This window comes from Idiomarina sp. H2 (genome assembly GCF_004364275.1).
Classification (GTDB): domain Bacteria; phylum Pseudomonadota; class Gammaproteobacteria; order Enterobacterales; family Alteromonadaceae; genus Idiomarina; species Idiomarina loihiensis.
Genome location: NZ_SNZY01000002.1, coordinates 315,614 through 339,981 on the forward strand (window position 1 = coordinate 315,614; position 24,368 = coordinate 339,981).

Genomic DNA, 24,368 nt, shown 5'->3' on the forward strand with positions numbered 1-24,368 from the left:
TAATATTGATGTTAATCAAACAACTTAAAGGCGCTTATGAAAAATAACGGTCCGGTAACAGGAAAGGAAAGTCGCTTTCCCGACCACTATCGGTTGATATCGTCAACCGACCTAAAAGGGGTCATCAGACATTGTAACGACGACTTCGTTAATATTAGTGGTTATACCCGTGATGAATTAATTGGTTCACCGCACAACCTTTTACGTCACCCCGATATGCCGGGCAGCGTTTTCGAACATATGTGGAAAACCATTAAACGCGGCAAACCCTGGATGGGCTTAGTTAAAAACCGCTGTAAAAATGGCGACCATTATTGGGTCAGTGCTTATGTCACGCCAATAATGGAGAACGATAAGCCGGTGGGTTTCGAATCGGTGCGGGTTGCCACCTCTGATGAATTAAAACAGCGCGCACAAGGCGTTTATGACAGGCTGAATGCCGGAAAACATGCTATTCCATTCGGCAAACGTGTATGGCTGGGCTGTAAAGATTTAATACCTGTAATAGTTCCCGGTGTGGTAGCCAGTGCCATTATAGCCGCGCTAGGTGAACCCGCAGCGGCACTTATCACTTTAGCAGGTACCGCAATATCAACTCTTGCTTATGGCGCCTACGTTGGTCGTATGCTGCAAGGGCTATTAACTTTGCGCACTGATGCTTTCGACTCTGAGTTAGTCGGCATGACTTATTTCAACAAGCAGGGTCGGGAAGCCAGGCTTGCTATGCAGCTCATTAGCGAAGGCGCACGTAACCGAACCGCTTTAAGTCGCATGAAAGACGCGGTCGGCGGTCTTCTGAAAGTCACCGAAGATACATACAATCAGGCGCAGCTGAGCAGTCAGTATGTTGATAAACAAACAGCCTCTACTCAGCAAACTGCAACCGCAATGAACCAGATGGCGACCGCCATTCAGGAAGTGGCCGACACAATAGAGCGTAATGCGGAGCAGGCCGAATCAGCCAAGGCCAACATTGACGAAAGCGTCGGGCTGGCAAGAGAAGCCAGTGAAGTTATTATCAGACTGCATGACGCAGTAAAAGAAATCGCCAAAACGGTCGAAGAGCTTGATCAGTCTACCGGAGCTATCGGCGAAGCCGCCGATTTAATCTCTTCTATTGCAGACCAGACCAATTTATTAGCATTGAATGCCGCAATTGAAGCAGCTCGTGCCGGTGAACATGGCCGTGGCTTTTCCGTGGTCGCGGACGAGGTCCGCTCGCTGGCCTCAAGAACCACTCAATCTACCGAGGGTATTCATAAAGTTATTCAGCAACTGCGCGATCGTGCCCGTAATGCTGTAGAAGTATCGAAACAAGGCGAGCAGGCAGCATCTGAAGGGGTTGAGAAAGTTCGCCTGGCAGACAGTGCGTTGGGTGAAATATCAGTGGCTATTCAGGAAATTTCTGATATGTCAGCGCAAATGGCATCGGCTGTCGAAGAACAAAGTGGCGTTGCCGACCATATCAGTGAACAGATTACTCAAATTGCTGATACCGCTCGCGAGACTCAGAAAACGGCAGAGCAAACTCAGCACTCAAGCAACGAACTGCAAAATACCAGCAAAGAGCTGTATTCATTGATTGAGCGCTTTAACTTAAAAAATTAATGGTTTTGCTCATCTGATGCAGAAGCATCATCTTTGTGGGCGCGCCGTTTAGCGGCGCGCTCGCTTTCTTCCAGAAACTCGACGTCGTCCATATCAACTTCGGGGATCTCGCCGCAGACATCGCCACCGAGCTTATTAACCGCCTGGCATAGGTCAGAAACCTTGTTATCCAATACCTGCACATGATCCAACATTCGACCTATTGCGGTTGCCACCGGGTCAGGATTATCTGCCGAGATAGCGTAAGCGTCGAAACCATATTCCTGAGCCATTTTCTTGCGTCGCTCAGTCGTTTCTTTATCAACACCAGACTGAGCCACACGAGCCGGAATGCCTACAACCGTTGTTAACTCAGGTACGTCGCGGACAACAACAGCGTTAGAACCAATGCGGGCAGACTTTCCAACCGTAATGGGACCCAGTACTTTAGCGCCGGCACCAATAACCACACCGTCCTTTAATGTCGGGTGTCGCTTACCTTTATGCCAGCTTGTACCACCAAGAGTGACACCATGGTAAAGAGTAACATCGTCACCAATTTCCGCAGTTTCACCAATAACCACACCCATACCATGATCGATAAAGAATCGACGGCCAATTTTAGCCCCGGGATGGATCTCAATACCGGTAAGCCAGCGTGAAATATTAGAGACAAAACGGGCAAGCCAGTACAGTTTCCAGCCCCAAAGCTTATGGCTTACGCGATGAAACCAGGTAGCATGAAGCCCGGGATAGTGAAATAACACTTCCATGGTATTGCGCGCAGCCGGGTCTCTTGCAAAAACGCTGGCTATATCTTCTTTTACACCTTTAAAAAACGCCATGCCGCCTCCTCAGGCCGCCGGAAATTGCTTTAATAGCTTATCAACGTCAGCAAGAATAATATCGCGCATGGACTTCTCATAGCCTTCTCGCTCGTCGTCCATTTCCTTCACTTTCTTCTTAGGAAACTTCTTACGCGATTCATGCGTTGGCATATGTTTAATTTTCTCATACATACCGTGCATTGCAGGGTAGTCATTAGAGTAATCGTAATCGACCGCTTCGGGTCGATGATCAAGCAATACCACGATTCTCAGGCATCCTTCAGACAGCGGACATTGCTCCTGCTGCATTGCTTTAGCTATGGTAATAATGCTTTCATCAATACGGTCAACGCGCTTTTGCACCGCTGCTTCGCGAACTTGAGTCTGAGTACGCAGGCGCAACAGTAAAGTCGAAGCGTACCAGCCCAGAGCTACAATAATCAATACGCCTACAATGGCGATAATCCAATAGAATCCGCTGGACATTAGCTCTCCTCGTCGTCCCATTCTTCATCGAGTTCATAACCCAGTTTGGCAATCAGCTGCTCGTAACGCTCAGATTTCTCGTCCAGGTAGCTTTGCTCTTCTGCTGTCAGAGACTCATCGTTTTCAAAGCGTTCAGCCAGTAGTTGCAGTTTGGTATCTTCCTGCAACTGCTTCAGCTCCTGCTCAGGTGTCATTACCAAAGCTATTTTACGACGACTTCCGTGCCGGGGATCTTTCTCATCCCCTTTTGTTTTGCTTTGTTGCAGAACTTTAGCCGATGAATGTCGCTGACCAGGCGCTTGTCCCTTTCCTTTTTTCTTGCCCTTGGATGCCGCATCTGTTGCGCGTGCATCTCTCGGAGTTTTAGGCTGTGCCAATGGTCCGGCCTTACGTGTCTTTTTCTGGCGAGTCATGGTCGCTCCTGAATAACAACTAATGTGGTCTATTGTAACGCAATAACGTGGATTACGTCAGTGGGGAGCAACGAATTACAAGTCTGAGATGATTTTTAGGCAAGAAAAAAGGCGATGCTTTCACATCGCCTGATTCTCTCATAAAATTGGCAGCGCACTGCAACTATGAGAATGGTTGTCACTGTTTCCGAGTTTTTATTGCGGTTTTCCGTAACCTGTCTGCTTTTTATTATTGTTATTATTAAGTGGAGCAACCGCGAGCCTGTTGGCTTTACTCCCTGGATTATCGAGAAATAAGATAACATCTGACTTTTCGATAACCTCTCGACCTCTTGTTATTTTTTTGTGTCGAGTCAGCTGTATTTTTACAGTCTTTTTATTATTTTCTCAAGGGCTTTTAACATCTTTTTTTTGTTTTTTTCTGTCTGGAAGCTCCCCGAGCGTTGTTAAGACTACTTGAACCAAATATTAATTCAATGATTTTATTGATCTAAAAAACCACTTTTTTATTACTTTTTGTTAACAAGGCATGAAAAGATACGTTACTCATAACATTTTTCATAGCTATAAAAAAAGCGGCCGAAGCCGCTTTTCTATTCGCAAATACGAATTTAATACAAGCCACTCAAGAACTTAGACAGCAGCTCAATTTCTTCATCTGTCATTTTCTCTGTAACGCCCTGCATCATTCCATTCGGGTCGTTTGCACGCTCCCCACTACGGAACATTTCTAGCTGAGACTTGGTGTATGCGGCATGCTGACCTGAAATGTCAGGAAAAGCAGCTAACCCCATACCGTTTCCACGAGGGCCGTGACAACCCGCACATGAAGGCATATTGGTTTCAGGGTTTCCACGGCGGAACAAGTCTTCACCTTTGGCAATAAGATCTTTAGGTGTTTCGCCTTTCGGTGAGTCCTTCGATGCATAAAACGCGGCAAGATCAGCCATGTCTTGTTCTGACAATGAAGCGACCTGCCCCATCATAATCGGGTTATTACGGCCTTCTTCACCGCCTGTTTCGGAGGCCCGTTTGAAATCTTTCAGCTGTTTCAACAAATATTTTTCGTGCTGACCGGCCAAATGCGGGTACATATCGGTCGGAGATTCACCATTGGGTCCATGGCAAGCCGCACAAACTTGCGATTTCTCTTTTCCGGCTTCAGCGTCGCCGCTTTGTGCTACTGCGATACCGGCGGTACCGAAGAAAAGTCCCAAAAAGATTGCGAATTTTTTCATGTTTGCTTCTCTTCTGTTCTGGATGGCGCCACGCGCCCCAATAAATCACCTTAAGCAGGTTGCTATTTTACACAAAACTTGTGTGGATTAAATGATTAAAACCGAATCAATTGCTAAATGATCATTGGAGATACTGTCCGGATACTTCATAATGCGCGTAGATGTTCCGTTTTTTCAATAAAAGTGACCTTAATAGTGGCAGATCAGCAATTAGATTACGCATCGGCAAAATTTGTGACCAGTGCACCAGATATCAGCAAACTGCCGCCGGACTCAGGCATTGAAGTTGCTTTCGCCGGCCGTTCTAACGCAGGGAAATCCAGTGCGTTAAACACTCTGACGCGTCAAAAAGCGTTGGCCCGCACCAGTAAAACGCCTGGACGGACTCAGTTAATTAACGTTTTTGAACTTACCACAGGTCAGCGACTGATAGATTTACCCGGCTACGGATTCGCTAAGGTTCCATTAGCTGTCAAAGAAAAGTGGCAACGCTCTTTAAGCGAGTACCTTCAGCAACGCGACAGTTTAAAAGGTATCGTGGTATTAATGGATATCCGCCACCCGTTCCGCGAAACCGATCAGGAATTAATATACTGGGCGGTTGACTGTGACCTGCCGGTACTGGCTTTATTAACTAAGGCAGACAAACTCAAACAAGGCGCTCGCAAATCAACCGTTTTGAAAGCCAAGCAAGCGGCAATAGCCTTCAACGGCGACGTCCAGGTTGAAGCCTTTTCCTCATTGAAGCGCATAGGTGTCGAGCAAGTCGAAGAGAAACTCAACCAGTGGTATAGCAAAGAGTATGACGACGAATAACACGCCACCGCTTAGTGCCTGGTTATTATTAGGGTTACTCGCATTAATTTGGGGTAGCTCTTTTTTGTTGATTAAAAAAGGCTTACTGGCCTTTGGTCCAATGGAAGTTGGCGCGCTACGCATTAGCTCAGCAGGGCTTGTACTTGCCCCTTTCATTGCCCGCCGACTGAATAAAATTACCCGCAAACATTGGTTAAAGCTTGCCAGTGTCGGACTGGTTGGCAGTCTTATTCCGGCTTTTATGTTTGCCATTGCCCAAACACAGCTGGCAAGCGGCGTTACCGGAGTTCTAAATGCGTTAACCCCTATCGCAACACTGGTTATCGGTGCGCTGTTCTTTCATCAGAAAGCGCGCATAGCACAGGTTATTGGCGTAGCCATTGGCTTGTTTGGTACTTTGCTTCTGGTTACGGCTTCGGCTAATGGCAGCTGGGACTTTAATCTGTACGCCTTGTTAGTCCTGGCCGCAACAGTTTGTTATGGCCTCAACCTGAACCTCATTAAACACAAAATCAGCGACTTATCGCCGTTAACCATTACCGGCATATCGTTGCTTATGGCTGCCGTTCCGGCAACAATCTACTTGTTTGCAGGAACGGAGTTTATTACTCAGGTTCAGCAGCCAGGCGCAATGTTGTCGCTGCTTTCTGTTCTGGCTCTGGGTATTGCAGGAACGGCAGGCGCCTTGGTTATTTTTAACCATGTCGTGCAGCTCACCAATACCGTTTTTACCAGTTCGGTCACCTACCTCATTCCCATTGTCGCTCTTATACTAGGGATACTTGATGGCGAAGAGTTTTGGTTGCAACAGGGAATTGGAATGCTCGCCATTTTAGTTGGGGTTTGGTTCGCTAACCGCAGAGGTCGCTCAGGTATGGCTGGCATACCACAGAAATAGACAGAAAAAAGCCCGACTAAAAAGCCGGGCGAAAAGTAATCCAGGGAGAACAATTTTTTGAGGGAGGATTAATGCCCTCACTTGTTGTGACTAGACCCTTTATAAAAAGTTCAGACAATTCTTAAAATTAATGAGCTTCGTCCCAGTTATTACCCTTACCAGCTTCCGCTATTAAAGGCACATCAAGGCTTGCAGCCTTTTCCATTACTTCAGTTAATTGTTCAATATAATCTGTTAATTTCGACTCTTTTATTTCAAACACCAGTTCATCGTGAACTTGCATTAGCATGCGCACATCATCCTGACAGTTATTACGGTCAATCCAGTCGGCAACCTGCAGCATGGCTTTCTTAATGATGTCGGCTGCAGTGCCCTGCATTGGTGCATTGATAGCCGCACGTTCCGCCCCTTTTCTACGGGCTCCATTACTGGCTTTTATATCCGGCAAGGGTAAACGACGTCCAAACAAGGTTTTAACGTAGCCCTGCTCTTTTGCCTGCTTGCGAGTGTCTTCCATGTAACGCAAAACTCCAGGGAAGCGTTCAAAATACTTGTCCATATAGTGCTGAGCTTCATGACGGGCAATACCCAGTTGCCGCGCAAGCCCAAAGGCTGACATACCGTAAATTAGCCCGAAGTTCACCGCTTTTGCCTGACGCCTCTGGTCATTAGTGACTTCATCAGCCTTACAGCCAAACACTTCAGCCGCTGTCGCACGGTGAATATCCAGGCCTTCGGCAAAGGCTTTAAGCAAAGACTCATCTTGCGACAAGTGGGCCATAATACGCAGTTCAATCTGGCTGTAGTCGATAGCGACAATCTTGTAGCCTTGCTCGGGAATAAAAGCCTGACGCACTCTGCGCCCTTCAGCGGTGCGGATAGGGATATTCTGCAGGTTAGGGTCTGTTGAGGACAAGCGCCCGGTTGCAGTAACCGCCTGCTGATACGAGGTGTGTACTCGTCCCGTATCGGGGTTAATCATCTTAGGTAACTTGTCGGTATAGGTTGATTTGAGCTTCGACAAGCCACGGTGCTGCAGGATCACATCCGGCAAGGGGTAGTCATGAGCCAGTTCGTGCAAAACTTCCTCAGCCGTTGACGGCGCGCCTTTTGGTGTTTTCTTCACAATTGGCAACTCAAGCTTTTCAAAGAATATGCGTTGCAGTTGTTTCGGCGAGCCCAGGTTGAACTCCTCTCCTGCAATCTCAAACGCCTTTTTCTCTAGCGCATCAAGCTTTTCCGCAATTTCCTGGCTTTGCTTACCCAGCAAGTTTGCGTCGATACGCACGCCGTATTGTTCCATATCGCACAAGACAGGCACTAACGGCACTTCAATGTCGGTAAGAACACTTTGCAGCTCGCTGCCTGTTTCTTTTACTTTATTCCAGAGCACATCATGCAATCGGTAGGTAATGTCGGCATCTTCAGCCGCGTAGGGCCCGGCCTGCTCTAAAGCAATCTGATTAAACGTTAGTTGCTTCGCACCCTTACCTGCAATGTCTTCAAAACTAATGGTTTTATGGTTCAGGTAATGAAGGCTTAAGGTATCCATATCGTGTCGCGATCCAACGCTGTTAAACACGTAGGAGGCAAGCATGGTGTCATTTAAAATTCCCGCCAGGCGAATTTTATAGCGACGCAGAATATGCGAGTCGTATTTCAGGTTTTGCCCCACTTTTTGGGGCTTTTCAGCTTCCAGTAAAGGCTTTAACTGCTCCAGTAACCAGTCCCGGCCCACCTGCTCCGGCGCTTCCATATAATCATGCCCGACAGGTATATACACAGCCTCGCCCGGCGCCATTGCTAAAGACACTCCAACCAGTTCAGCCTCCATATAATTAAGGCTGGTTGTTTCGGTATCAAAAGCAAAGTAATCGCATTTTTTCAGTTGCGTTATGTAATCGCTGACGTCTTTTTCAGTCATCAATACACGGTACGCGTCTCTGTTGATATCGCTGGTCGGCTTTTCGCCATCGGTTTCGCCCAGCGCCTGATCCGTTGCCGCCCCAGTTTCCATCAGCTCACCAAGCCACCGGCGGAATTCACAACGACTGTAGAGCTCCTGCAGTTTTTCGCTGTCTGCCGTCTGTATTTTCAACTCTTCCGGTTGTAAGTCCATTGCCACATCGAGCTTAATGGTCGCCAGCTCACGCGACATCAGCAGCTGTTCTTTATATTCATTAAGCTTAGCCGGCATAGACTTCGCACCACGAAAAGAGAGCTCAGTTACTGCATTCACATTTTCGTAAATAGCGTCAATGCTGGGAATACTTTGCAGCAGAGCCTGTGCCGTCTTTTCGCCCACTTTGGGCAGCCCGGGAATGTTGTCCGAGCTGTCACCCATAAGCGCTAAATAATCGATAATCTGATTCGGTTTAACCCCGAACTTTTTCTCAACCCCTTCAGGGTCCATTAAAGTATCGGTCATGGTGTTAATGAGCATGACATGTTCATTGACCAGCTGAGCCATGTCTTTATCGCCGGTACTAATCAGCGTAAAGCGACCTTTGTCGCCGGCCTGCCGCGCCAGCGTGCCAATAACATCATCGGCTTCAACATCGTCAATACACAGCAGCGGTAAGCCCATAGCCTGGACAATGTCATGCAAAGGTTTGATCTGACTTCGCAGATCGTCTGGCATAGGTGGACGGTTTGCTTTGTAGTCCTGGTAAATGTCGCTACGAAAGGTTTTGCCTTTGGCATCAAAAACTACCGCCATATGGCTGGGTTTATAGCGCTTTAACAGGCTTCGAAGCATATTAACGACGCCATAAATAGCTCCGGTCGGTTCACCTTTTGAGTTGGTTAAATGCGGCGGCGCATGAAAAGCGCGGAACAAATAAGAAGAACCATCGACAAGGATAAAAGGATTTTCTGGAACAGATGTGGCCATAGTTAAGAACCTAAATTAAGCGTTACCTATAGGATGCCACAGAACGGCAATTCAGGCCACTGAACAGAGTGTGCATAACCTGTTAATAACTCTGTTAACAACGGTTCATGCCACAGCCGGAAGTTTAAATTTCCCCGTGTCCAAAATTTACTTAAGTTATTGATAGTATGGGATTTAAAACGGCAGGTTTCCCGAAATACCTAGTACTTTTTATTATTATGTTTCACTGTGGAAACTATTCTGCTCTTGTCCTTAAATGGAAGGAAATGCCTCAAAAGCAGGTCAGACAGATTACCATAAAATCAGCAATGATCTACTGACAAATTCAGTTTTTTTATAACCTTTTGTTCCTCATTTTTCTTTACTTATAAAAAGCAAAGAAAACCCCTTTTCAATCAATCAACTAGGAGTTCGCATTTCAGCCATAACAAATGCAGTATCGGGGCGTTCGCCTCCCATCCAAAGTTGGTAAGAGGACGCTGCCTGCTCAATCAACATGCCAAATCCATCGCTGACATTTTTACAGCCGGCCTGCGTCAGTTGCTCCATAAATACCGTTGGTTGGTCGGCATACATTAAGTCATAGCCAGAGGCATTTTCGGATAGCAGCGGAGGGAGCGTTAAACGCTGTCCATTCAAACTGCTGCTGGTGGCGTTAATTAACAGATCTATGGGTTCGTCAATTTCAGACGCAGAGGAACGTACCTGAATTCGGTTCGCTGCAACCAGCCCCAGTGTCTCTAGCTGAGATTTAAGTATTTCAGCTTTCTTTGCCGTTCGATTAACCAAATACAGACATCGCGGGTTTTGCTCCAGCAGAAGAGGTATTATTCCCCGCGCGGAGCCTCCGGCACCAAAAACAACAAGTGAGTGCTCACTTACTTCAAGGCCTTTATTTTTAAGGTCAATAATTAAACCTTCGCCATCAGTATTATCACCTAGTAGCTGACCATTGCCATAAGGAATTAAGGTGTTCACCGCCCCCGCTAACCGCGCACGATCGGACAGTTTAGTAACCAAGGATGCAGCCTGCTGTTTGAATGGCAAGGTGACATTGGCACCCTGCCCGCCGTGGCGGAAAAATTCAGCAACCCGGCGGGGAAAATGCCCAGGCGTGGATAAATAGCGTTGATAGTTAATTGAGTCTTGCCGAGTCTGCGCAAACAACGCATGAATACGCGGAGACAGGCTATGCGCTATGGGATTCCCGAATACGCCCAGGCTGGTCATGGATTTCATACTGACAGCCAGTCTCTGGGTTTTAGATAATACTCGGTAAGCTGCTCTTCCGCAGAGCCCGGCTGAGCTTGCCAGTCGTATTCCCAACGCGCCAGCGGTGGCATCGACATTAGAATAGACTCGGTTCTGCCACCGGTTTGCAGACCAAACAAAGTTCCCCTATCCCAGACCAGATTAAACTCCACATAACGCCCGCGGCGATATAGCTGGAAGTCTCTTTGTTGCTGAGTATAAGCTAGGTTTTTGCGGCGTTCGACAATAGGCAGATAAGCTTTGGTGAAAGCATCACCGACCGCTTTTATAACCGAAAAGCACTCGTCAAATGAACGGTCATTAAGGTCGTCAAAGAATATGCCACCCACACCGCGCGCTTCATCGCGATGCTTAAGGAAAAAGTAATCGTCGCACCAGGCTTTATACTCCGGATAGAGCTTTTCATCGACGCTATCGAGCGCGTTTTTCGCCTGTTGATGCCATTCAATAATGTCTTGATCAAAAGGATAAAACGGCGTTAAATCGAAGCCACCGCCAAACCACCAAACCGGTTCTTCACCTTCTTTTTGCGCAATAAAAAAACGCACATTCATATGGACCGTCGGTACCATAGGATTTTCCGGGTGCATTACCAGAGAAACACCACAGGCATTGAAGTCGCGACCTTCCAGCTCTGGTCGGTGTCCCGTTGCCGAGGCAGGCATTTTCTCACCGTACACGTGCGAAAAGCCCACACCACCCTGTTCAAAAACCGCACCGTTTTTTATGATCCTCGAGCGACCACCTCCGCCTCCCGGCCGGTCCCAGCTGTCTTCCTGAAAGATCTGCTCACCGTCCGCCTGCGCCAACTGCTGACAAATAGCATCCTGCAACGACATCAGGTAGCTTTTTACCTGCTTCAAGTAATCATTATGCATCGTCTCTGAGAACCTGATTATTTAATGGGTTTATGATTCGAGTCGGGTTCGCAGCTCCACCGGTGCTTTCATCCATTATCCAGTCCACACTGTCACCAAATTGCTGACGAACTTCTGCCGCAGTTCGGGCGGGTTCCTGCCCGGTTAAATTGGCGCTGGTAGAGACTAACGCGTGGCCCAGTTCGCGGCACAACGCTCTGGCAGGTTCATGTGCAGTCACTCGCACAGCAATGGTATCGCGGCCGCCCGTCAATAAGGTTGATACGCCCTTTCTTACCGGCAGAATCAATGTAACGGGCCCCGGCCAATGTGACAAAACGCTGAATCGTTTGTCCTGCGCAATAGCAGAGTCTTCAACATAGGGAAGTAACTGACTGTAATCGGCGGCAATTAATATAAGACCTTTCTCGGCAGGTCGCTGTTTCAGGCTTAATAGCCTCTGAACAGCAACCTCATTGCGGGGGTCGCATCCCAGTCCAAATACCGCCTCTGTCGGATAGGCAATAATGCCCGTTTTTATAGCGCTGTGCGCTGCTTCCCATGTATCTGCCATAATCACTCCTCAACTCAATGAGTCGGATTATAACGCGTCCGACTTATAGTCGCATTGCTTTTGCGGGCAGACTTTGCGAATTCCGGCGGCGGTTTTCTTTTTCACCAGCAGTGGGTACCGGCATTTGGGACAGGTTTCATCGACCGGAGGCTGATTAACGGTAAATTCACATTTCGGGTATTGGTCGCAAGCGTAGAATACGGTACCGCGCCGCGATGTTTTTTGGTGTAACTGGCCTTTGCCGCATTCCGGGCAGCGAATCGTCTCTTCTTCCTCAACGTTAGGTTCAGTAACGAACTCGCATTCAGGAAAACCGCTACAGCCAACAAATAAGCCATAACGACCACTCTTTAACTGCAGTTCCTGGCCACACTCAGGACAGGGAACGCCGAGATCTTCGGGCTCAATTTCAGATTGCTCCCGAAGGCCTCGCTTATAATCGCAGTCCGGGTAACCGGTACAGCCTAAAAAGCTGTTATGCCCAACATGTTTAATAACCAGTGGTCGCTCACAACGGGGGCAGCGCTCATCTGATGACATTAATGCAGGGGTCCTTCAGCTTCCTCAAACAGCAAACCTTCCATTTGGTCGTACGCAGCTTCTTGGCCCGGAACATTAAACAGCACCATAAGTACAACCCATTTCAGGTCATCCAGAGTAAAGTTCGGCGTTTCCAGTTCCATCACACGGTCAATGACTACTTCTCGTGTAGCAAAATCAAGCACACCCAGGTTTTCCAGGTACATCAGAAAACCCCGGCTCTGGCTGTCCAAACGAGTCATCTCTGCCGCGGTATAAATACGGGTAGACTGCTGCGGAGCAACATCCAGATAAGACTTGGTTTCCATTTGCTGCAAATCGGCCAGGCGTTCTAACCACGCCAAAGCCTTCTGGATTTCCTGATGACGGAAACCAGCCCGGGTAAGTTCATTGGTTAACTCATCGTGATCAACTACAACTTCCATTTCCGAATGAATGTAGTTTTCAAACAAGTACATGAGGATATCAAACATACTTTAGCGCCTCCCCACTTTGATATAACCGCCTGGTACGGCTGCCACTAGCCCTTCTAATTCGAGTAACACTACTTTCTCCATGACTTCAGCAACCTCGAGTCCGGACAATTGTACCATGTCATCAATTGTTCGTGGCTCTGAACTCAGACTAGCGAACAATCGATTGTTTGCCAAGCTTTCATCGCGACATTCGGTATCACCTTCTATGGCAACCTCAGTATCGTCAACCGAGAACCAGTCAAGAATGTCCTGCGGCGTATTAATTAACTTAGCGCCCTGTTGAATTAACCAGTGGCAGCCCTGATGCTCAGGCAACAACACCGATCCCGGAACAGCTCCAACTTCACGCCCTTCGTTCAAAGCGTGTATTGCCGTTGAAAGCGAACCGCTTTTGCGCGCCGCTTCAACCACCACCACGGCCTGACTGATACCACTAATAATACGGTTACGGCGGGGAAAATGATCGATTCGCGCGGTTTGCCCGGGCGGAAATTCGGAAATCAGCAGCCCCTGATGTGCAATAAAGTCCTGTAAGGCTTTGTTTCTTCTTGGGTAATACTGATTGATACCAGTACCTAAAACCGCTATGGTTTTTCCTTTTTCGGCTGCAGTTTTATGTGCTTGAGCGTCAATGCCCATAGCCAGACCACTAACCACCACAACACCCGCCGCCACTAAGCGCTCGCTAAACCAGTCAGCAATTTGTAAACCACTGTGAGTGGCTTTGCGGCTGCCAACAATAGCCACACTAACACCCTGTAGCAGCTCTTTACGGCCCCGGTAATAAAGTAACCAGGGCGGATTAGCTATGGCTTTTAACGCAGTTGGGTAATCTTCACTAAAGTAAGAAATAACGCCCTGATAGTCACTACGACACCAATTTTCAGCTGCATTTAACCAACGCGCCTCGACCGGTTTTAGCGATTGCCCCCATCGTTCAAAAATGGCCTCCCAGCCGGTACATTCCCGAGCAGCTTTCTGTACCTTGTTTGATGCGCGTGTCATCCCCATTAATACACATAGTTCCTGTGTGTTCACAGACTGTCCTTGACCTACCAATTTAAGGTAAACTAAGGGTAGATGAAGAATTGGAGGTTCTAATGGCAAAAATGACGGTTCTGCAATATCCGGACGAACGTTTGCGCAAAGTCGCACAAAAGATTGAAAAGGTAGATGACAATATCCGCTCGGTTATCGACGATATGTTTGAAACCATGTACGAAGAACAAGGCGTAGGCCTTGCGGCAACTCAGGTTGACGTGCACAGACGGCTGTTTGTTTCTGATTGCAGCGAAGATCAAAACGAACCGCTGGTGTTCATTAACCCGGAAATTACCGAAGCAGAAGGCCACTTTAAGAACGATGAAGGCTGTCTGTCGTTTCCCGGCGTTTACGCCAAAGTTGAACGCGCTGAGAGAATTACCGTTACTGCACTGGATAAAAACGGCGAGCGTTTCAGCCGTTCCGCTGAAGGGCTACTGGCCATTTGTATTCAGCATGAAATAGACCACTTAGACGGTAAACTCTTTGTTGATTATCTATCGCCGCTGAAGCGCGAACGTATTCGCAAAAAACTAGAGAAAGAGCAACGTTTAGCTGAGAAGCAAGCGGCGGAAGCACAATAATGCGAATTGTCTTTGCCGGTACTCCGGACTTTGCAGCACAACACTTACAACAATTGCTTGATGAATCTCATCAGGTAGTGGGTGTTTATACACAGCCCGACAGGCCTGCAGGGCGAGGCAAAAAGCCACAACCCAGTGCGGTTAAGAAGCTTGCGCTTGAGCACCAGCTTCCTGTTTATCAGCCCGAGTCTTTAAAGTCGGATGAGGATCAGGCTGCACTAACCGAGCTAAAACCTGACGTCATGGTAGTGGTGGCTTATGGCTTACTGCTTCCGCAGGCGGTATTGTATATTCCCGCAAAAGGCTGCCTGAACGTACACGGTTCTTTGTTGCCCCGCTGGCGAGGTGCCGCTCCAATTCAACGCGCGATATGGGCTGGCGATTTAGAATCCGGTGTCTGCATTATGCAAATGGAAGCCGGCCTGGATACCGGTCCGGTGCTGCACGAAGAACGCTGCGCTATCAGTCCGGACGAAACCTCGGCTTCGCTTTATCACAAGCTTGAAAGTCTGGGGCCTGAGGCGTTAATTAAAGTATTGAAAGATCTCGACGGCTATCAGAGCCAGGCTAAGCCGCAAAGTGACGCCAATGCCACTTATGCGAAAAAGCTAACCAAGCAGGAAGGTAAAATAGACTGGACCCAACCGGCGGCCTTTATCGAACGCTGCGTACGAGCGTTTAACCCCTGGCCAATGAGCTGGTGCCAGTCAGAGAATTTAAAAGCCGGACAGAACACACTCAAAATTCACGCAGCTGAACTTATTCAGGGCGCAAGCAATAAAGGTCCGGGAACGATTATTAATGGTACACACGAAGGCATCGACGTGGTAACCGGGGACGGTATTTTACGTATCACTCAGGCGCAGATGCCGGGCAAAAAGGCTCAGCCAGCCAGTACCTTAGTAAACGGCTACAGTAATGTCTTTAGCCCGGGACTGGAATTACAATGAGCCGGCAGAAAAATTCAGAAAACGCTGGTCAGGGAGCAACTAGCCGGGCCGCCGCTGCAACCGCTCTCTTTCATGTATTAGAGAAAGGCGAGTCGCTTTCCGCGGCTTTACCCCACGCCACCGGTAAACTCTCTGACGCAGATAAACGTCTTGCCAGTGCAATTAGCTACGGTGTTTTAAGAGTTCTGCCCAGCCTTAACAAAATGGTTGGGGTTAAACTGGATAAGCCACTTAAAGGTAAGCTTAAAGTATTGCACTACTTACTACTGGTAGGTGCCTATCAGCTTTATTGTCTTCGTATTAAAGACCACGCTGCCGTTAGCGCCACAGTAGAAGCCGCGCGTATTCTGGGCAAACGTAATCACAAAGGTCTGGTAAACGGTATACTGCGTCAATTACTGCGCGAAGCGCCTGCGGCAAATGAGTCACAGCAGCGCGAGCTACCTGTAGACGCGATGCAAAATCATCCGCGCTGGTTGTTTGATGCGATTCAGGCAGACCACCCACAACAAGCCAGCGACATTCTTTTAGAGAACAACGCACACCCGCCCATGTGGTTACGTGTGAATCGTCGTTTTTTCAATCGCGATGACTATTTAAGACAACTGGAAGACAGCGGTATTGCCGCCGAAGGCGATACTCTGGCTGGCGATGCGATTCGTCTGCATTCGCCTGTTCCGGTTGAACGGCTTCCGGGGTTTGACCGGGGCCACGCATCGGTACAGGACCGTTCGGCCCAGCTAGCTGCGGATTACCTGAACGTAAAGGCTTCCCACCGCGTACTCGATTGTTGCGCCGCTCCGGGAGGCAAGCTATTGCACCTGCTTGAGCGAAACGACTTTGAACAACCGGTTCAGGCCATTGATATCGATGCTAAACGTCTTGAGCGAGTGGACGAAAATCTGGAGCGCGCCGGTTTAAGTGCCGTAGTTCATTGCGCCGATGTTGCTTCAACTGATGACTGGTGGGACGGCGAGCAATTTGATCGCATACTTTTGGATGCCCCCTGCTCCGCTACAGGCGTGATACGCCGCCATCCTGATATTAAATGGCTGCGTCGCGCAGAGGACATTAATGAGCTCGCGCAATTGCAAAGCCAGATACTAAATTCGCTTTGGCCTCTACTTAAAAACGGCGGAGAACTGCTTTACGCAACCTGCTCGATTTTAAGCCAGGAAAACCAAACTCAAATTGAGTCTTTTCTAAAACAGCAATCGGGTGCTAGTCTGATACCTATTAATGAAAAGCAGAAAACTCTGCAACTGCTCCCGGGCGAACATAACGGGGATGGTTTCTTTTACGCGAGATTGAAAAAAGTCGAATGAAAATTATCATACTCGGTGTTGGCCAGGTTGGCGGCACATTAGCGGAAAACCTGGTTGGCGAACGCAACGATATTACCATAGTTGATACTGATAACGATTTACTGGACGATTTGCAGGATAAGTATGACCTGCGGGTCGTCGTTGGTAACGGAGCGCACCCTGATGTTTTACGTCGCGCGGGTGCCGACGATGCCGACTTGCTTATTGCAGTAACCAGCAGCGACGAAACTAATATGATTGCCTGTCAGGTTGCTTACTCGATATTTAATACGCCAAAGAAAATAGCCAGAATTCGCTCTGAAGAATACATCCGCTATAAAGACCAGCTTTTTCATAATCAGGATGCCCCAGTTGACCACATTATTTCACCGGAACAACTGGTAACCAGCTATATTCGCCGACTTATTGATTACCCCGGCGCACTGCAAGTGATGGAGTTCGCCAACGGACGAGCCAGCCTGGTCGCGGTAAAGGCATACTACGGCGGGAAGCTTGTTGGCCATGCTATCTCAACACTGCGGGAACATATTCCCAATATCGACACCCGGGTTGCGGCTATTTATCGTCAGGGTAAGCCTATACGCCCTACCGGAACCACAATCATCGAAGCCGATGATGAAGTTTTCTTCATTGCCGACACCCGCCACATTAGTACCGTAATGCAGGAACTGCAAAAGCTGGAAGACAAATACCGCAGAATAATGATTGTTGGTGGCGGGAACATTGGTGCCGGCCTGGCGAAACAACTGGAAGTTGATCACCGGGTTAAGCTAATAGAGCGTTCAGAAACCCGCGCGGAAGAGCTTTCGCAAAGCCTTGAGCATACCTTAATTTTCCGCGGTGACGCGTCCGACCAAAAGTTGCTGGAAGAAGAGCACGTTGAAGATATCGACGTATTTATTGCGGTTACCAACGACGACGAAGCGAACATTATGTCAGCCATGCTGGCTAAACGTATGGGCGCCCGTAAAACTATGGTGCTCATTCAGCGTAGCGCCTATGTTGACTTGGTGCAGGGAGGCGAAATTGATATTGCCATTTCACCGCAACGTGCGACTGTTTCAGCTCTACTAACTCACGTACGCCGTGGCGATATTGTTAACGTTTACTCACTACGAAAAGGTGCCGCCGAAGCTATTGAGGCAATTGCACATGGTGATGAAGACACGTCCCGAGTGGTGGGTAAAGCCATTAAAGATATCAAGCTTCCGCCGGGAACCACCATTGGTGCGGTTGTCCGGGGACAAGAAGTGCTTATGGCGCACAGTGAAACCATTATTCACTCCGACGACCACGTGATTCTTTTCTTGCTGGATAAAAAGTACATTGATCAGGTTGAAAAAGTCTTCCAGCCAAGTGCTATGTTCTTTTAGTCCAGTTCTTTTAACTGCACCCGGCCACGGGTGGCAGCTTGTAGCTTCTTCTGCAGCGCCCCAACATTCACGGGGCGTAGCAACACCTTAAGCCGCACACTTTCCTCGTACTCCGAAGATTCCGTTTCAGCATTGGCCTCAAGCAAAAGCGGTTCAACATCGCCCTGGTCGGTATAAGCAAAATTTAACTGAAAGCGTTGTTTAAAAACCCTTTGCTCTTTTTCAAGCTCAGCTAATGCGGCGACTGTCGCGTCGGTATAGGCTCGCTGAAGTCCGCCCGTTCCCAATTTCACCCCACCAAAATATCGCACGACTATAGCGGTAACCTCGCCGACGCCGCTATTTTGTAGCGCCATAAGCATAGGTCGCCCCGCTGTTCCCGAGGGTTCTCCGTCGTCGCTGTAAACCATACTCTGGCTGTTATTAGGTGCTGAAAAAAGCGACGCAGAGCAATAGTGAGAGGCCTTAGGCCAGCGCCTTTTTATCACGGCCAGAAACTCTGATGCGCTGTCGACGTTTGCTGTATGTGCCAGGCACGCAATAAAGCGGCTGCCTTTAACTTCTATTTCGACTTCCGTTTCCGAAGCCGGAATGTCGTAATCCTGATCATGCAAGACGGGTAACCTTTTTCACGTAAGCATCTAATGCAGTTTGGCGTGTAAGGTTATCATTTCGCTCGCGGTAAACCACAATATTATCCTCGATTCGCACTCCACCAAAGGGTTTAAACTCATCCACTCTGCGCCAGTTAATTAAATGCTTATTGCGTGAATTCGCTAATTTCTGCAGCAAAGGCTCAATAAAGTAGATTCCGGGTTCAATGGTATAAACCTGTCGGGGCTCTACGGTACGAGTGGTTTTTAGCGTAAGGTGCCCACTAGGTGGCGCTATCGGCGTGCCTCTTTCATCAGCCTGCGCAGCACCAACGTCGTGTACCTGCAAGCCCAAGGGGTGCCCTAAGCCATGCGGAAGAAACACCGTGGTTATTCCGTCTTCAATCATTTGTTCAGGACTGCAACTGACAAAACCAAAAGCAAAAAGCACATTAGCAATTTGTTCATGAGCCAACTGGTGCAGCGCCGGGAATTCAACGCCCGGCTTCATTTTATCAATTAAAGCCAATGTAATTTGGTCAAGTGCAGCTATCAGCTCTTCGTATTCATTATGTTGTTTAGACCAGGTACGGCTAATGTCGGCGGCATAACCACAAACCTCAGCACCCGCATCAACCAACATCGACTTAAGCGAGCCTGAAACTTTTTTATCAGGCATCCAGTGATGCAAAACACTGGCGTTTTCATTTTGTCCAATAATGTGATTATAAGGCACTTCGTTCTGCCCTTGCCGAGTAGCCGCCATATATTTCAGCAGACAATCAAACTCCGACTCACCGTTAAAAAAGGCGTCAGCGGCCGCAATATGGCCTTCAGCCGCAATATGGTTTGCCTGGGTCAAACAGGCAATTTCATAGTCGGTTTTAAACAAGCGATGATAATGAAAAAAGTGAAGAACAGGATCTGGGTTTATATTCTCAAAACCCAGAGCCTTGGCAACCTCAATATGTTCACCAAGGTAAGCCGCGCTTTTCTTATCGTAAGGAAGTAGTTTTTCAATGGCCTCTGGCGAGCTGATGTGTTCCACGTGGAACTCTTCTAACCAAGGAGCTCCCTCGAGGCTTGCTGTCGTGTGCCAAAAATCTGGAGAACTTAATAGAACTAAGGTTGGCCGGGTGTTCGGCTTTAAAATAACCCAGGCATTAGCCAACTGAGTTTCCGGACACCAAGCCTTAAAGTGAGGGTTCGCACGAAACGGATAGTTCATATCATCCAAAAACCAACGTTTTTGCTGGCCCGAATGAATGGCAACTAAATCTAAATTTTCTCGTTTAAAAAGTCGTTCAGCACGAGTCTGAAGCTGCTTTATATGGTCAGGAAACAACGGCCACAAATCTGCTGTCGCAGTCATATTGGATCGCCTTATTCAGTATCAACAATTGTCATATCAACAACTTGCTCAAACAAATTATCCTCGTTACCACCCAACATCCTATAAATTTGCTGATAACTCAATACTGCTTTTACATAATCTCTGGTTTCATGGTACGGAATGGTTTCGACCCACACATCGGCAGCAACAGGCTCGTCAGGTAACCACTCTTTAACTCGATAGTAGCCTGCATTATAGCTTGCCGTAGCTAATAACCAATTATTCTCAAAGCGGTGTTTCAGTCGACTTAAATAGTCCGTGCCCAGGCGCACATTGACGGCAGGGTCATTCAACCGCCGCCAGCTATTATTCTTAGTATCCAGTTGCTTTGCAGTACCAGGCAGAATCTGCATTAGTCCCCTTGCACCAGCACTTGAATACGCGTCGTGCCGAAAGTTACTTTCCCGGCGCGTAATAGCTAAAGCCCAGTTTTCATCAATTCCGGCAGCCTGTGACGCTCGCCCTAGTATGTCTTTGTAAGCTAAAGGGAAACGAATCCCCACAGCGTCAAAGTGCCCTATTTGCGCAAGTGTCCATATTGCCTGATCGTGCCATCCCCATTCGCTCGCCAGATATGCCGCAACCTTTTGTTCCTCGCCATCAAGCTGCGTTAATAAATGGTTCCATTCGCGTCGGGCGTCGACCCAACGCTCCAGTTGAATCAATTCGTATGCACGTTGCACGCTAGGATGATTACGAATTTGCTCAAGCTGAACAACACTGACTTCAAGTTTCTCCTGCTCAAGACTCACCGGCTTTTGCAACCGCGCGGCCGCCAGAAACCCGTAGTAATGGCGCTCATCGGCTAAATCTTCATACAGCTCTTGTGCGGCCAAAGCATTACCGGTTACCTCCTGGGAGCGAGCCAGCCAGTAACGCCATTGGTTACCCTGCCGAATGGCAACCGGCAAGCTTTGAATCGCGTCTCTAAGGCCTTCGTAATCTTTGTCCTTAAGATAAATAGCCAAACGCCACTGTAAAACCCGTTCATTTAGCGCGGTTACCGGAACGCGATCATGCCAGACACGAGCTTCGGGATGAGAGTTTAAGCTTAACGCAACAGCAAATTCTTCGGCGATGCGGCCCTCTTGCTGTTCGGTAAAGGGCAGTTGTGAACTCAGCTTTTTATAGCTTCGCAGAGCAATGTTTTCATCACGCCAAACCAGCTTGGTTAAAGCATAGGTAACTATTTGTGCCTCTTTTCCAGGGTAGCGCCCTTTGTACCAGGAGCCGTCTTCAATGGCAGCCGGTGAGTACCTCACTTTATGATAAAACTCCCCAAGATACTGCTGTAACTCAGGTAATAAGTCGGTTAAATACGGGAGCAGAGTCGGGTTACCGTGCTCAGCAGCCAATTCCAATCGTTCCCACACTTTTTCTTCGGTGCGCCCACCCAACTTCGTCCATTCGTCCAAAATAGGGTCACAAGCCGACGGAAGCGAAAATCCATGCTTCCAGATAGCATCCACCTGCCGCCTAAAAGGCCCGTCCCCCAAACCCGTTTTACGTTGAGACTCTATAAATTGACAACGATGAGTTAGGGTTCCCGGATGCCGGAAATCCCGAATAAAGCGTGAATATTCATTTTGTCCCGCCAGATAGGTAAGCCAGGGTTGTCTTAATTGCCAGTCGAGGGGAGTCTTTTCATACTTTTCGAGAAAATCCAGCACGCGGTCTTCATTGGCCAGATATCCAACTTGCTCCAGCCGGGCCAATTCCAGATACGGCACTAAAGGATAACCCTCCAGCTTTTCAAGTAATAGCCGGTATTCGCCCAAGCGGCCACGTTTAGCCGCGTACTCCGCTTTTTTGAATAGCTCACGCTGCTGCTCCCGTTGTTTTGTATCAACAGGTTCAGACTGAACCGCACCACTGCTTAGCAGGAACAACACGAAAAACAATGGCGCACTGTAACGTATGATAAACGACTGCTTTTTCATTGATTCAAACGCATGTTTAAATAACCGTTGAAAAATTGGCGTATTCGCGCCAAACTCTGTCTACCTTAACCCAAAGCTATAGCAGAATCAGTTTCTTTATAGCAACAAATTAATGGAAGTCGTGGGAGACCCAAGATGATCTATCAAGGTGAAAGCATTCGGGTCGATTTTATCGAACCAGGTTTCGCAGAATTACAATTTGATGCGAAAGGCTCGGTTAATAAATTCGACCAGGCTACATTAGAAGAATTCAGTGAAGCACTGACAAAATTACAGAACACTGACGATTTACGTGGCGTTATTGTTACCAGCAGCAAGTCGACCTTTATTGTCGGCGCTGACATTACCGAGTTCCTGACGCTATTCTCTGATCAGGAAAAAACCCGCAGCTGGGTGGCAAAAGCCTCACGCGTGTTTGATCAATTAGAAGACCTGCCAGTTCCAACCGTTGGAGCCGTAACCGGATTCGCACTGGGCGGCGGTTGTGAAGCATTGTTAGCCTGTGACTACCGTGTTGCGGACACCACAGCAACTATCGGCCTGCCAGAAGTTAAACTGGGTCTTATCCCGGGCTTTGGCGGCACCATGCGTTTACCTCGCGTGATTGGTCCGGACAACGCGCTTGAGTGGATAACCACAGGTAAAAACAACAAAGCCCTTGATGCGCTGAAAGTTGGTGCTGTGGATGCGGTTGTTGAACCGGAAAACCTGACTAAAGCCGCACTCAACTTAGCTAAAGCCGCAGCAGCCGGCCAGCAGGACTGGAAAGCCAAGCGCCAGCCTAAGTTAGAGCCGCTGAAAGCTAACGACACCGAGCTGATGATGACGCTGGTTACCGCCAAAGGCATGATTGCAGCGAAGGCCGGTAAGCACTATCCGGCACCGCACAAAGCCTTAGAAGCCATTGAAAACGGTGCCCGCGAGCATCGTGAAGGCGCGCTAACAGCTGAAAACAACGCGTTTTTCGACCTCACCCAAACCGAGGCTTGTCAGGCTCAAGTTGGTATCTTCCTGGCGGATCAGGCAGTTAAAAGTAAGTCGAAAAAATACGCTAAAGCAGCAACCAAAGAAATTAAGACAGCAGGTGTTTTAGGTGCCGGCATTATGGGCGGCGGTATCGCTTACCAGTCAGCGCTTAAAGGCGTACCGGCTGTTATGAAAGACATTAAGCAAGACGCTTTAGACTTAGGCATGAAAGAAGCCGGCAAGATCCTGAAAAAAGGTGTTGAGCGCGGTAAGGTAAACAACGAGAAGATGATTAAAATCTTGTCTTCTATTACGCCTACGTTGCTGAATGACGCAGTCAAAGACGTCGATATTGTCGTAGAAGCCGTTGTCGAAAACCCGAAAGTTAAAGGCTCGGTGCTGGCTGAAATTGAAGGCGTAATTGGCGATGATGCCATTTTGACTTCAAATACCTCGACCATTTCTATTACTGAACTGGCTAAGAACCTGAAGCGCCCTGAGAAATTCTGCGGAATGCACTTTTTCAACCCGGTACACAAAATGCCATTGGTTGAAATTATCCGTGGCGAGAAAACCTCAGATGACACTGTTAATGCGGTAGTCGCTTATGCACTTAAGCTGGGCAAAACTCCTATCGTTGTTAACGACTGCCCGGGCTTCTTAGTAAACCGCGTATTATTCCCTTACCTGGCAGGCTTTGCTGGCATGGTTGATGAAGGCGTTGATTTCGTCGGCATCGACAAGGTTATGGAGAAGCAATTCGGTTGGCCAATGGGTCCTGCGTACTTAAGCGATGTTGTTGGTATTGATACCGCTGACCATTGTACCGTTGTTATGGAAGCAGGCTTCCCGACCCGCATGAAACGCGACGAGTCCAGCGCCATTGCTAAACTGGCAGCTGCTGAGCGTTACGGTCAGAAAAACGGCAAAGGCTTCTATGTTTACGGCACCGACAAAAAAGGAAAGCCAACCAAAGAAGCGGATCCTGCCACTTACGAGCTATTAGGCTGTGAGCAAGGCAAGAAACTGGATGCTGATGAAGTCATTGCGCGCTGCATGATCCCTATGGTGAACGAAGTGGTTCGCTGTCTGGAAGAAGACATTGTTGGCTCTGCTGCCGAAGCAGACATGGCGCTGCTTTATGGCTTAGGCTTCCCTCCATTCCGCGGCGGCCCTTTCCGTTATCTGGAAACGCTTGGCATGGACAACTTTATTCAACTGGCAGACAAGTACGCGCACCTGGGTGAAATTTATCAGGTTACCGACGGCATGCGCGAAATGGCTAAAGCCGGTAAATCTTACTTTGACACAACCAGCGCGAAGTAA

Annotated in this window: 22 protein-coding genes; 8 read left to right on the forward strand and 14 right to left on the reverse strand. The window is 48.3% G+C overall.

All coding sequences use genetic code 11. From position 1 onward, the window contains the following. The first annotated feature begins 36 nt into the window (after positions 1-36). Positions 37-1,608, forward strand: coding sequence for a PAS domain-containing methyl-accepting chemotaxis protein (locus DET62_RS03640; protein WP_110012867.1), 1,572 nt, complete (start codon positions 37-39; stop codon positions 1,606-1,608). Here DET62_RS03640 and cysE read toward each other — a convergent pair. From cysE to DET62_RS03660, 4 genes are all read right to left on the reverse strand, one after another. After that, entirely contained in the window at positions 1,605-2,432 is an 828-nt protein-coding gene (gene cysE / locus DET62_RS03645; RefSeq protein WP_110012866.1) for a serine O-acetyltransferase, read from the reverse strand. The two genes, DET62_RS03640 and cysE, sit on opposite strands and share 4 nt — an antisense overlap. Positions 2,433-2,441: 9 nt before the next feature. Further along, positions 2,442-2,900, reverse strand: coding sequence for a DUF2489 domain-containing protein (locus tag DET62_RS03650; RefSeq protein ID WP_110012865.1), 459 nt, complete (start codon positions 2,898-2,900; stop codon positions 2,442-2,444). Then, positions 2,900-3,313, reverse strand: coding sequence for a GTPase-activating protein (locus tag DET62_RS03655; protein WP_034819346.1), 414 nt, complete (start codon positions 3,311-3,313; stop codon positions 2,900-2,902). Before DET62_RS03655 ends, DET62_RS03650 begins: the two co-directional genes overlap by 1 nt. Positions 3,314-3,924: 611 nt before the next feature. Continuing rightward, entirely contained in the window at positions 3,925-4,551 is a 627-nt protein-coding gene (locus DET62_RS03660) for a c-type cytochrome (RefSeq protein WP_034819357.1), read from the reverse strand. A 195-nt stretch (positions 4,552-4,746) separates the two neighbouring features. Between DET62_RS03660 and yihA the strand changes: the two genes are divergently transcribed. Continuing rightward, positions 4,747-5,367, forward strand: coding sequence for a ribosome biogenesis GTP-binding protein YihA/YsxC (yihA, locus tag DET62_RS03665; protein ID WP_011233291.1), 621 nt, complete (start codon positions 4,747-4,749; stop codon positions 5,365-5,367). Then, entirely contained in the window at positions 5,354-6,265 is a 912-nt protein-coding gene (locus DET62_RS03670) for a DMT family transporter (protein ID WP_110012864.1), read from the forward strand. The genes yihA and DET62_RS03670 overlap by 14 nt, the downstream gene beginning before the upstream one ends. Positions 6,266-6,392: 127 nt before the next feature. Here DET62_RS03670 and polA read toward each other — a convergent pair whose 3' ends face one another. The 7 genes from polA to dprA all read right to left on the reverse strand — a co-directional run bounded on the left by polA (position 6,393) and on the right by dprA (position 13,915). After that, positions 6,393-9,158 carry a DNA polymerase I gene (gene polA, locus DET62_RS03675; RefSeq protein WP_110012863.1) on the reverse strand — a complete coding sequence of 922 codons (2,766 nt, stop codon included), beginning with the start codon at positions 9,156-9,158 and terminating at the stop codon, positions 6,393-6,395. A gap of 399 nt (positions 9,159-9,557) precedes the next feature. Next, positions 9,558-10,397, reverse strand: coding sequence for a shikimate dehydrogenase (gene aroE / locus DET62_RS03680; protein WP_110012862.1), 840 nt, complete (start codon positions 10,395-10,397; stop codon positions 9,558-9,560). Then, positions 10,394-11,308, reverse strand: coding sequence for an oxygen-dependent coproporphyrinogen oxidase (gene hemF / locus DET62_RS03685; protein ID WP_110012861.1), 915 nt, complete (start codon positions 11,306-11,308; stop codon positions 10,394-10,396). Before hemF ends, aroE begins: the two co-directional genes overlap by 4 nt. Then, positions 11,301-11,861, reverse strand: coding sequence for an L-threonylcarbamoyladenylate synthase (locus tag DET62_RS03690; RefSeq protein ID WP_110012860.1), 561 nt, complete (start codon positions 11,859-11,861; stop codon positions 11,301-11,303). The genes hemF and DET62_RS03690 overlap by 8 nt, the downstream gene beginning before the upstream one ends. Positions 11,862-11,888: 27 nt before the next feature. Beyond that, complete coding sequence (locus DET62_RS03695; RefSeq protein WP_011233285.1) at positions 11,889-12,401, reverse strand: type I DNA topoisomerase; 513 nt, start codon at positions 12,399-12,401, stop codon at positions 11,889-11,891. Next, positions 12,401-12,874 (reverse strand): DUF494 family protein, encoded by a 474-nt coding sequence (locus DET62_RS03700; RefSeq protein ID WP_011233284.1) that lies wholly within the window; start codon positions 12,872-12,874, stop codon positions 12,401-12,403. Before DET62_RS03700 ends, DET62_RS03695 begins: the two co-directional genes overlap by 1 nt. A gap of 3 nt (positions 12,875-12,877) precedes the next feature. Then, on the reverse strand, positions 12,878-13,915 hold the full coding sequence (gene dprA, locus DET62_RS03705) for a DNA-processing protein DprA (protein WP_243734829.1): 1,038 nt from the start codon (positions 13,913-13,915) through the stop codon (positions 12,878-12,880). A 62-nt stretch (positions 13,916-13,977) separates the two neighbouring features. Here dprA and def point away from each other — a divergent pair, with 62 nt between their 5' ends. The 4 genes from def to trkA are packed head-to-tail and all read left to right on the forward strand — an operon-like array spanning position 13,978 to position 18,150. Next, positions 13,978-14,502, forward strand: coding sequence for a peptide deformylase (gene def / locus DET62_RS03710; protein ID WP_011233282.1), 525 nt, complete (start codon positions 13,978-13,980; stop codon positions 14,500-14,502). Further along, on the forward strand, positions 14,502-15,452 hold the full coding sequence (fmt, locus tag DET62_RS03715; RefSeq protein ID WP_110012858.1) for a methionyl-tRNA formyltransferase: 951 nt from the start codon (positions 14,502-14,504) through the stop codon (positions 15,450-15,452). Before def ends, fmt begins: the two co-directional genes overlap by 1 nt. Beyond that, positions 15,449-16,777: a 16S rRNA (cytosine(967)-C(5))-methyltransferase RsmB gene (gene rsmB / locus DET62_RS03720; protein ID WP_110012857.1), complete on the forward strand. Its 1,329-nt coding sequence runs from the start codon at positions 15,449-15,451 to the stop codon at positions 16,775-16,777. The genes fmt and rsmB overlap by 4 nt, the downstream gene beginning before the upstream one ends. Continuing rightward, positions 16,774-18,150 carry a Trk system potassium transporter TrkA gene (gene trkA, locus DET62_RS03725; RefSeq protein ID WP_110012856.1) on the forward strand — a complete coding sequence of 459 codons (1,377 nt, stop codon included), beginning with the start codon at positions 16,774-16,776 and terminating at the stop codon, positions 18,148-18,150. Before rsmB ends, trkA begins: the two co-directional genes overlap by 4 nt. On the opposite strand, the gene DET62_RS03730 is transcribed toward trkA, so the two are convergent. The 3 genes from DET62_RS03730 to DET62_RS03740 are packed head-to-tail and all read right to left on the reverse strand — an operon-like array spanning position 18,147 to position 22,076. Further along, complete coding sequence (locus tag DET62_RS03730) at positions 18,147-18,764, reverse strand: YigZ family protein (RefSeq protein WP_110012855.1); 618 nt, start codon at positions 18,762-18,764, stop codon at positions 18,147-18,149. The genes trkA and DET62_RS03730 overlap by 4 nt on opposite strands. Beyond that, a complete protein-coding gene (gene pepQ / locus DET62_RS03735) occupies positions 18,757-20,115 on the reverse strand; it encodes a Xaa-Pro dipeptidase (protein WP_110012854.1) in 1,359 nt (452 codons plus the stop codon). The genes DET62_RS03730 and pepQ overlap by 8 nt, the downstream gene beginning before the upstream one ends. Positions 20,116-20,126: 11 nt before the next feature. Beyond that, entirely contained in the window at positions 20,127-22,076 is a 1,950-nt protein-coding gene (locus DET62_RS03740; RefSeq protein WP_110012853.1) for a transglycosylase SLT domain-containing protein, read from the reverse strand. Between the two features lie 135 nt (positions 22,077-22,211). Here DET62_RS03740 and fadB point away from each other — a divergent pair, with 135 nt between their 5' ends. Then, complete coding sequence (gene fadB / locus DET62_RS03745; RefSeq protein WP_110012852.1) at positions 22,212-24,368, forward strand: fatty acid oxidation complex subunit alpha FadB; 2,157 nt, start codon at positions 22,212-22,214, stop codon at positions 24,366-24,368.

Coding starts and splice junctions, on each gene's coding strand:
- DET62_RS03640 (WP_110012867.1), top strand. CDS start 37: ATGAAAAATAACGGTCCGGTAACAGGAAAGGAAAGTCGCTTTCCCGAC.
- cysE (WP_110012866.1), bottom strand. CDS start 2,432: ATGGCGTTTTTTAAAGGTGTAAAAGAAGATATAGCCAGCGTTTTTGCA.
- DET62_RS03650 (WP_110012865.1), bottom strand. CDS start 2,900: ATGTCCAGCGGATTCTATTGGATTATCGCCATTGTAGGCGTATTGATT.
- DET62_RS03655 (WP_034819346.1), bottom strand. CDS start 3,313: ATGACTCGCCAGAAAAAGACACGTAAGGCCGGACCATTGGCACAGCCT.
- DET62_RS03660 (WP_034819357.1), bottom strand. CDS start 4,551: ATGAAAAAATTCGCAATCTTTTTGGGACTTTTCTTCGGTACCGCCGGT.
- DET62_RS03670 (WP_110012864.1), top strand. CDS start 5,354: ATGACGACGAATAACACGCCACCGCTTAGTGCCTGGTTATTATTAGGG.
- polA (WP_110012863.1), bottom strand. CDS start 9,158: ATGGCCACATCTGTTCCAGAAAATCCTTTTATCCTTGTCGATGGTTCT.
- aroE (WP_110012862.1), bottom strand. CDS start 10,397: ATGAAATCCATGACCAGCCTGGGCGTATTCGGGAATCCCATAGCGCAT.
- hemF (WP_110012861.1), bottom strand. CDS start 11,308: ATGCATAATGATTACTTGAAGCAGGTAAAAAGCTACCTGATGTCGTTG.
- DET62_RS03690 (WP_110012860.1), bottom strand. CDS start 11,861: ATGGCAGATACATGGGAAGCAGCGCACAGCGCTATAAAAACGGGCATT.
- DET62_RS03695 (WP_011233285.1), bottom strand. CDS start 12,401: ATGTCATCAGATGAGCGCTGCCCCCGTTGTGAGCGACCACTGGTTATT.
- DET62_RS03700 (WP_011233284.1), bottom strand. CDS start 12,874: ATGTTTGATATCCTCATGTACTTGTTTGAAAACTACATTCATTCGGAA.
- def (WP_011233282.1), top strand. CDS start 13,978: ATGGCAAAAATGACGGTTCTGCAATATCCGGACGAACGTTTGCGCAAA.
- fmt (WP_110012858.1), top strand. CDS start 14,502: ATGCGAATTGTCTTTGCCGGTACTCCGGACTTTGCAGCACAACACTTA.
- rsmB (WP_110012857.1), top strand. CDS start 15,449: ATGAGCCGGCAGAAAAATTCAGAAAACGCTGGTCAGGGAGCAACTAGC.
- trkA (WP_110012856.1), top strand. CDS start 16,774: ATGAAAATTATCATACTCGGTGTTGGCCAGGTTGGCGGCACATTAGCG.
- pepQ (WP_110012854.1), bottom strand. CDS start 20,115: ATGACTGCGACAGCAGATTTGTGGCCGTTGTTTCCTGACCATATAAAG.
- DET62_RS03740 (WP_110012853.1), bottom strand. CDS start 22,076: ATGAAAAAGCAGTCGTTTATCATACGTTACAGTGCGCCATTGTTTTTC.
- fadB (WP_110012852.1), top strand. CDS start 22,212: ATGATCTATCAAGGTGAAAGCATTCGGGTCGATTTTATCGAACCAGGT.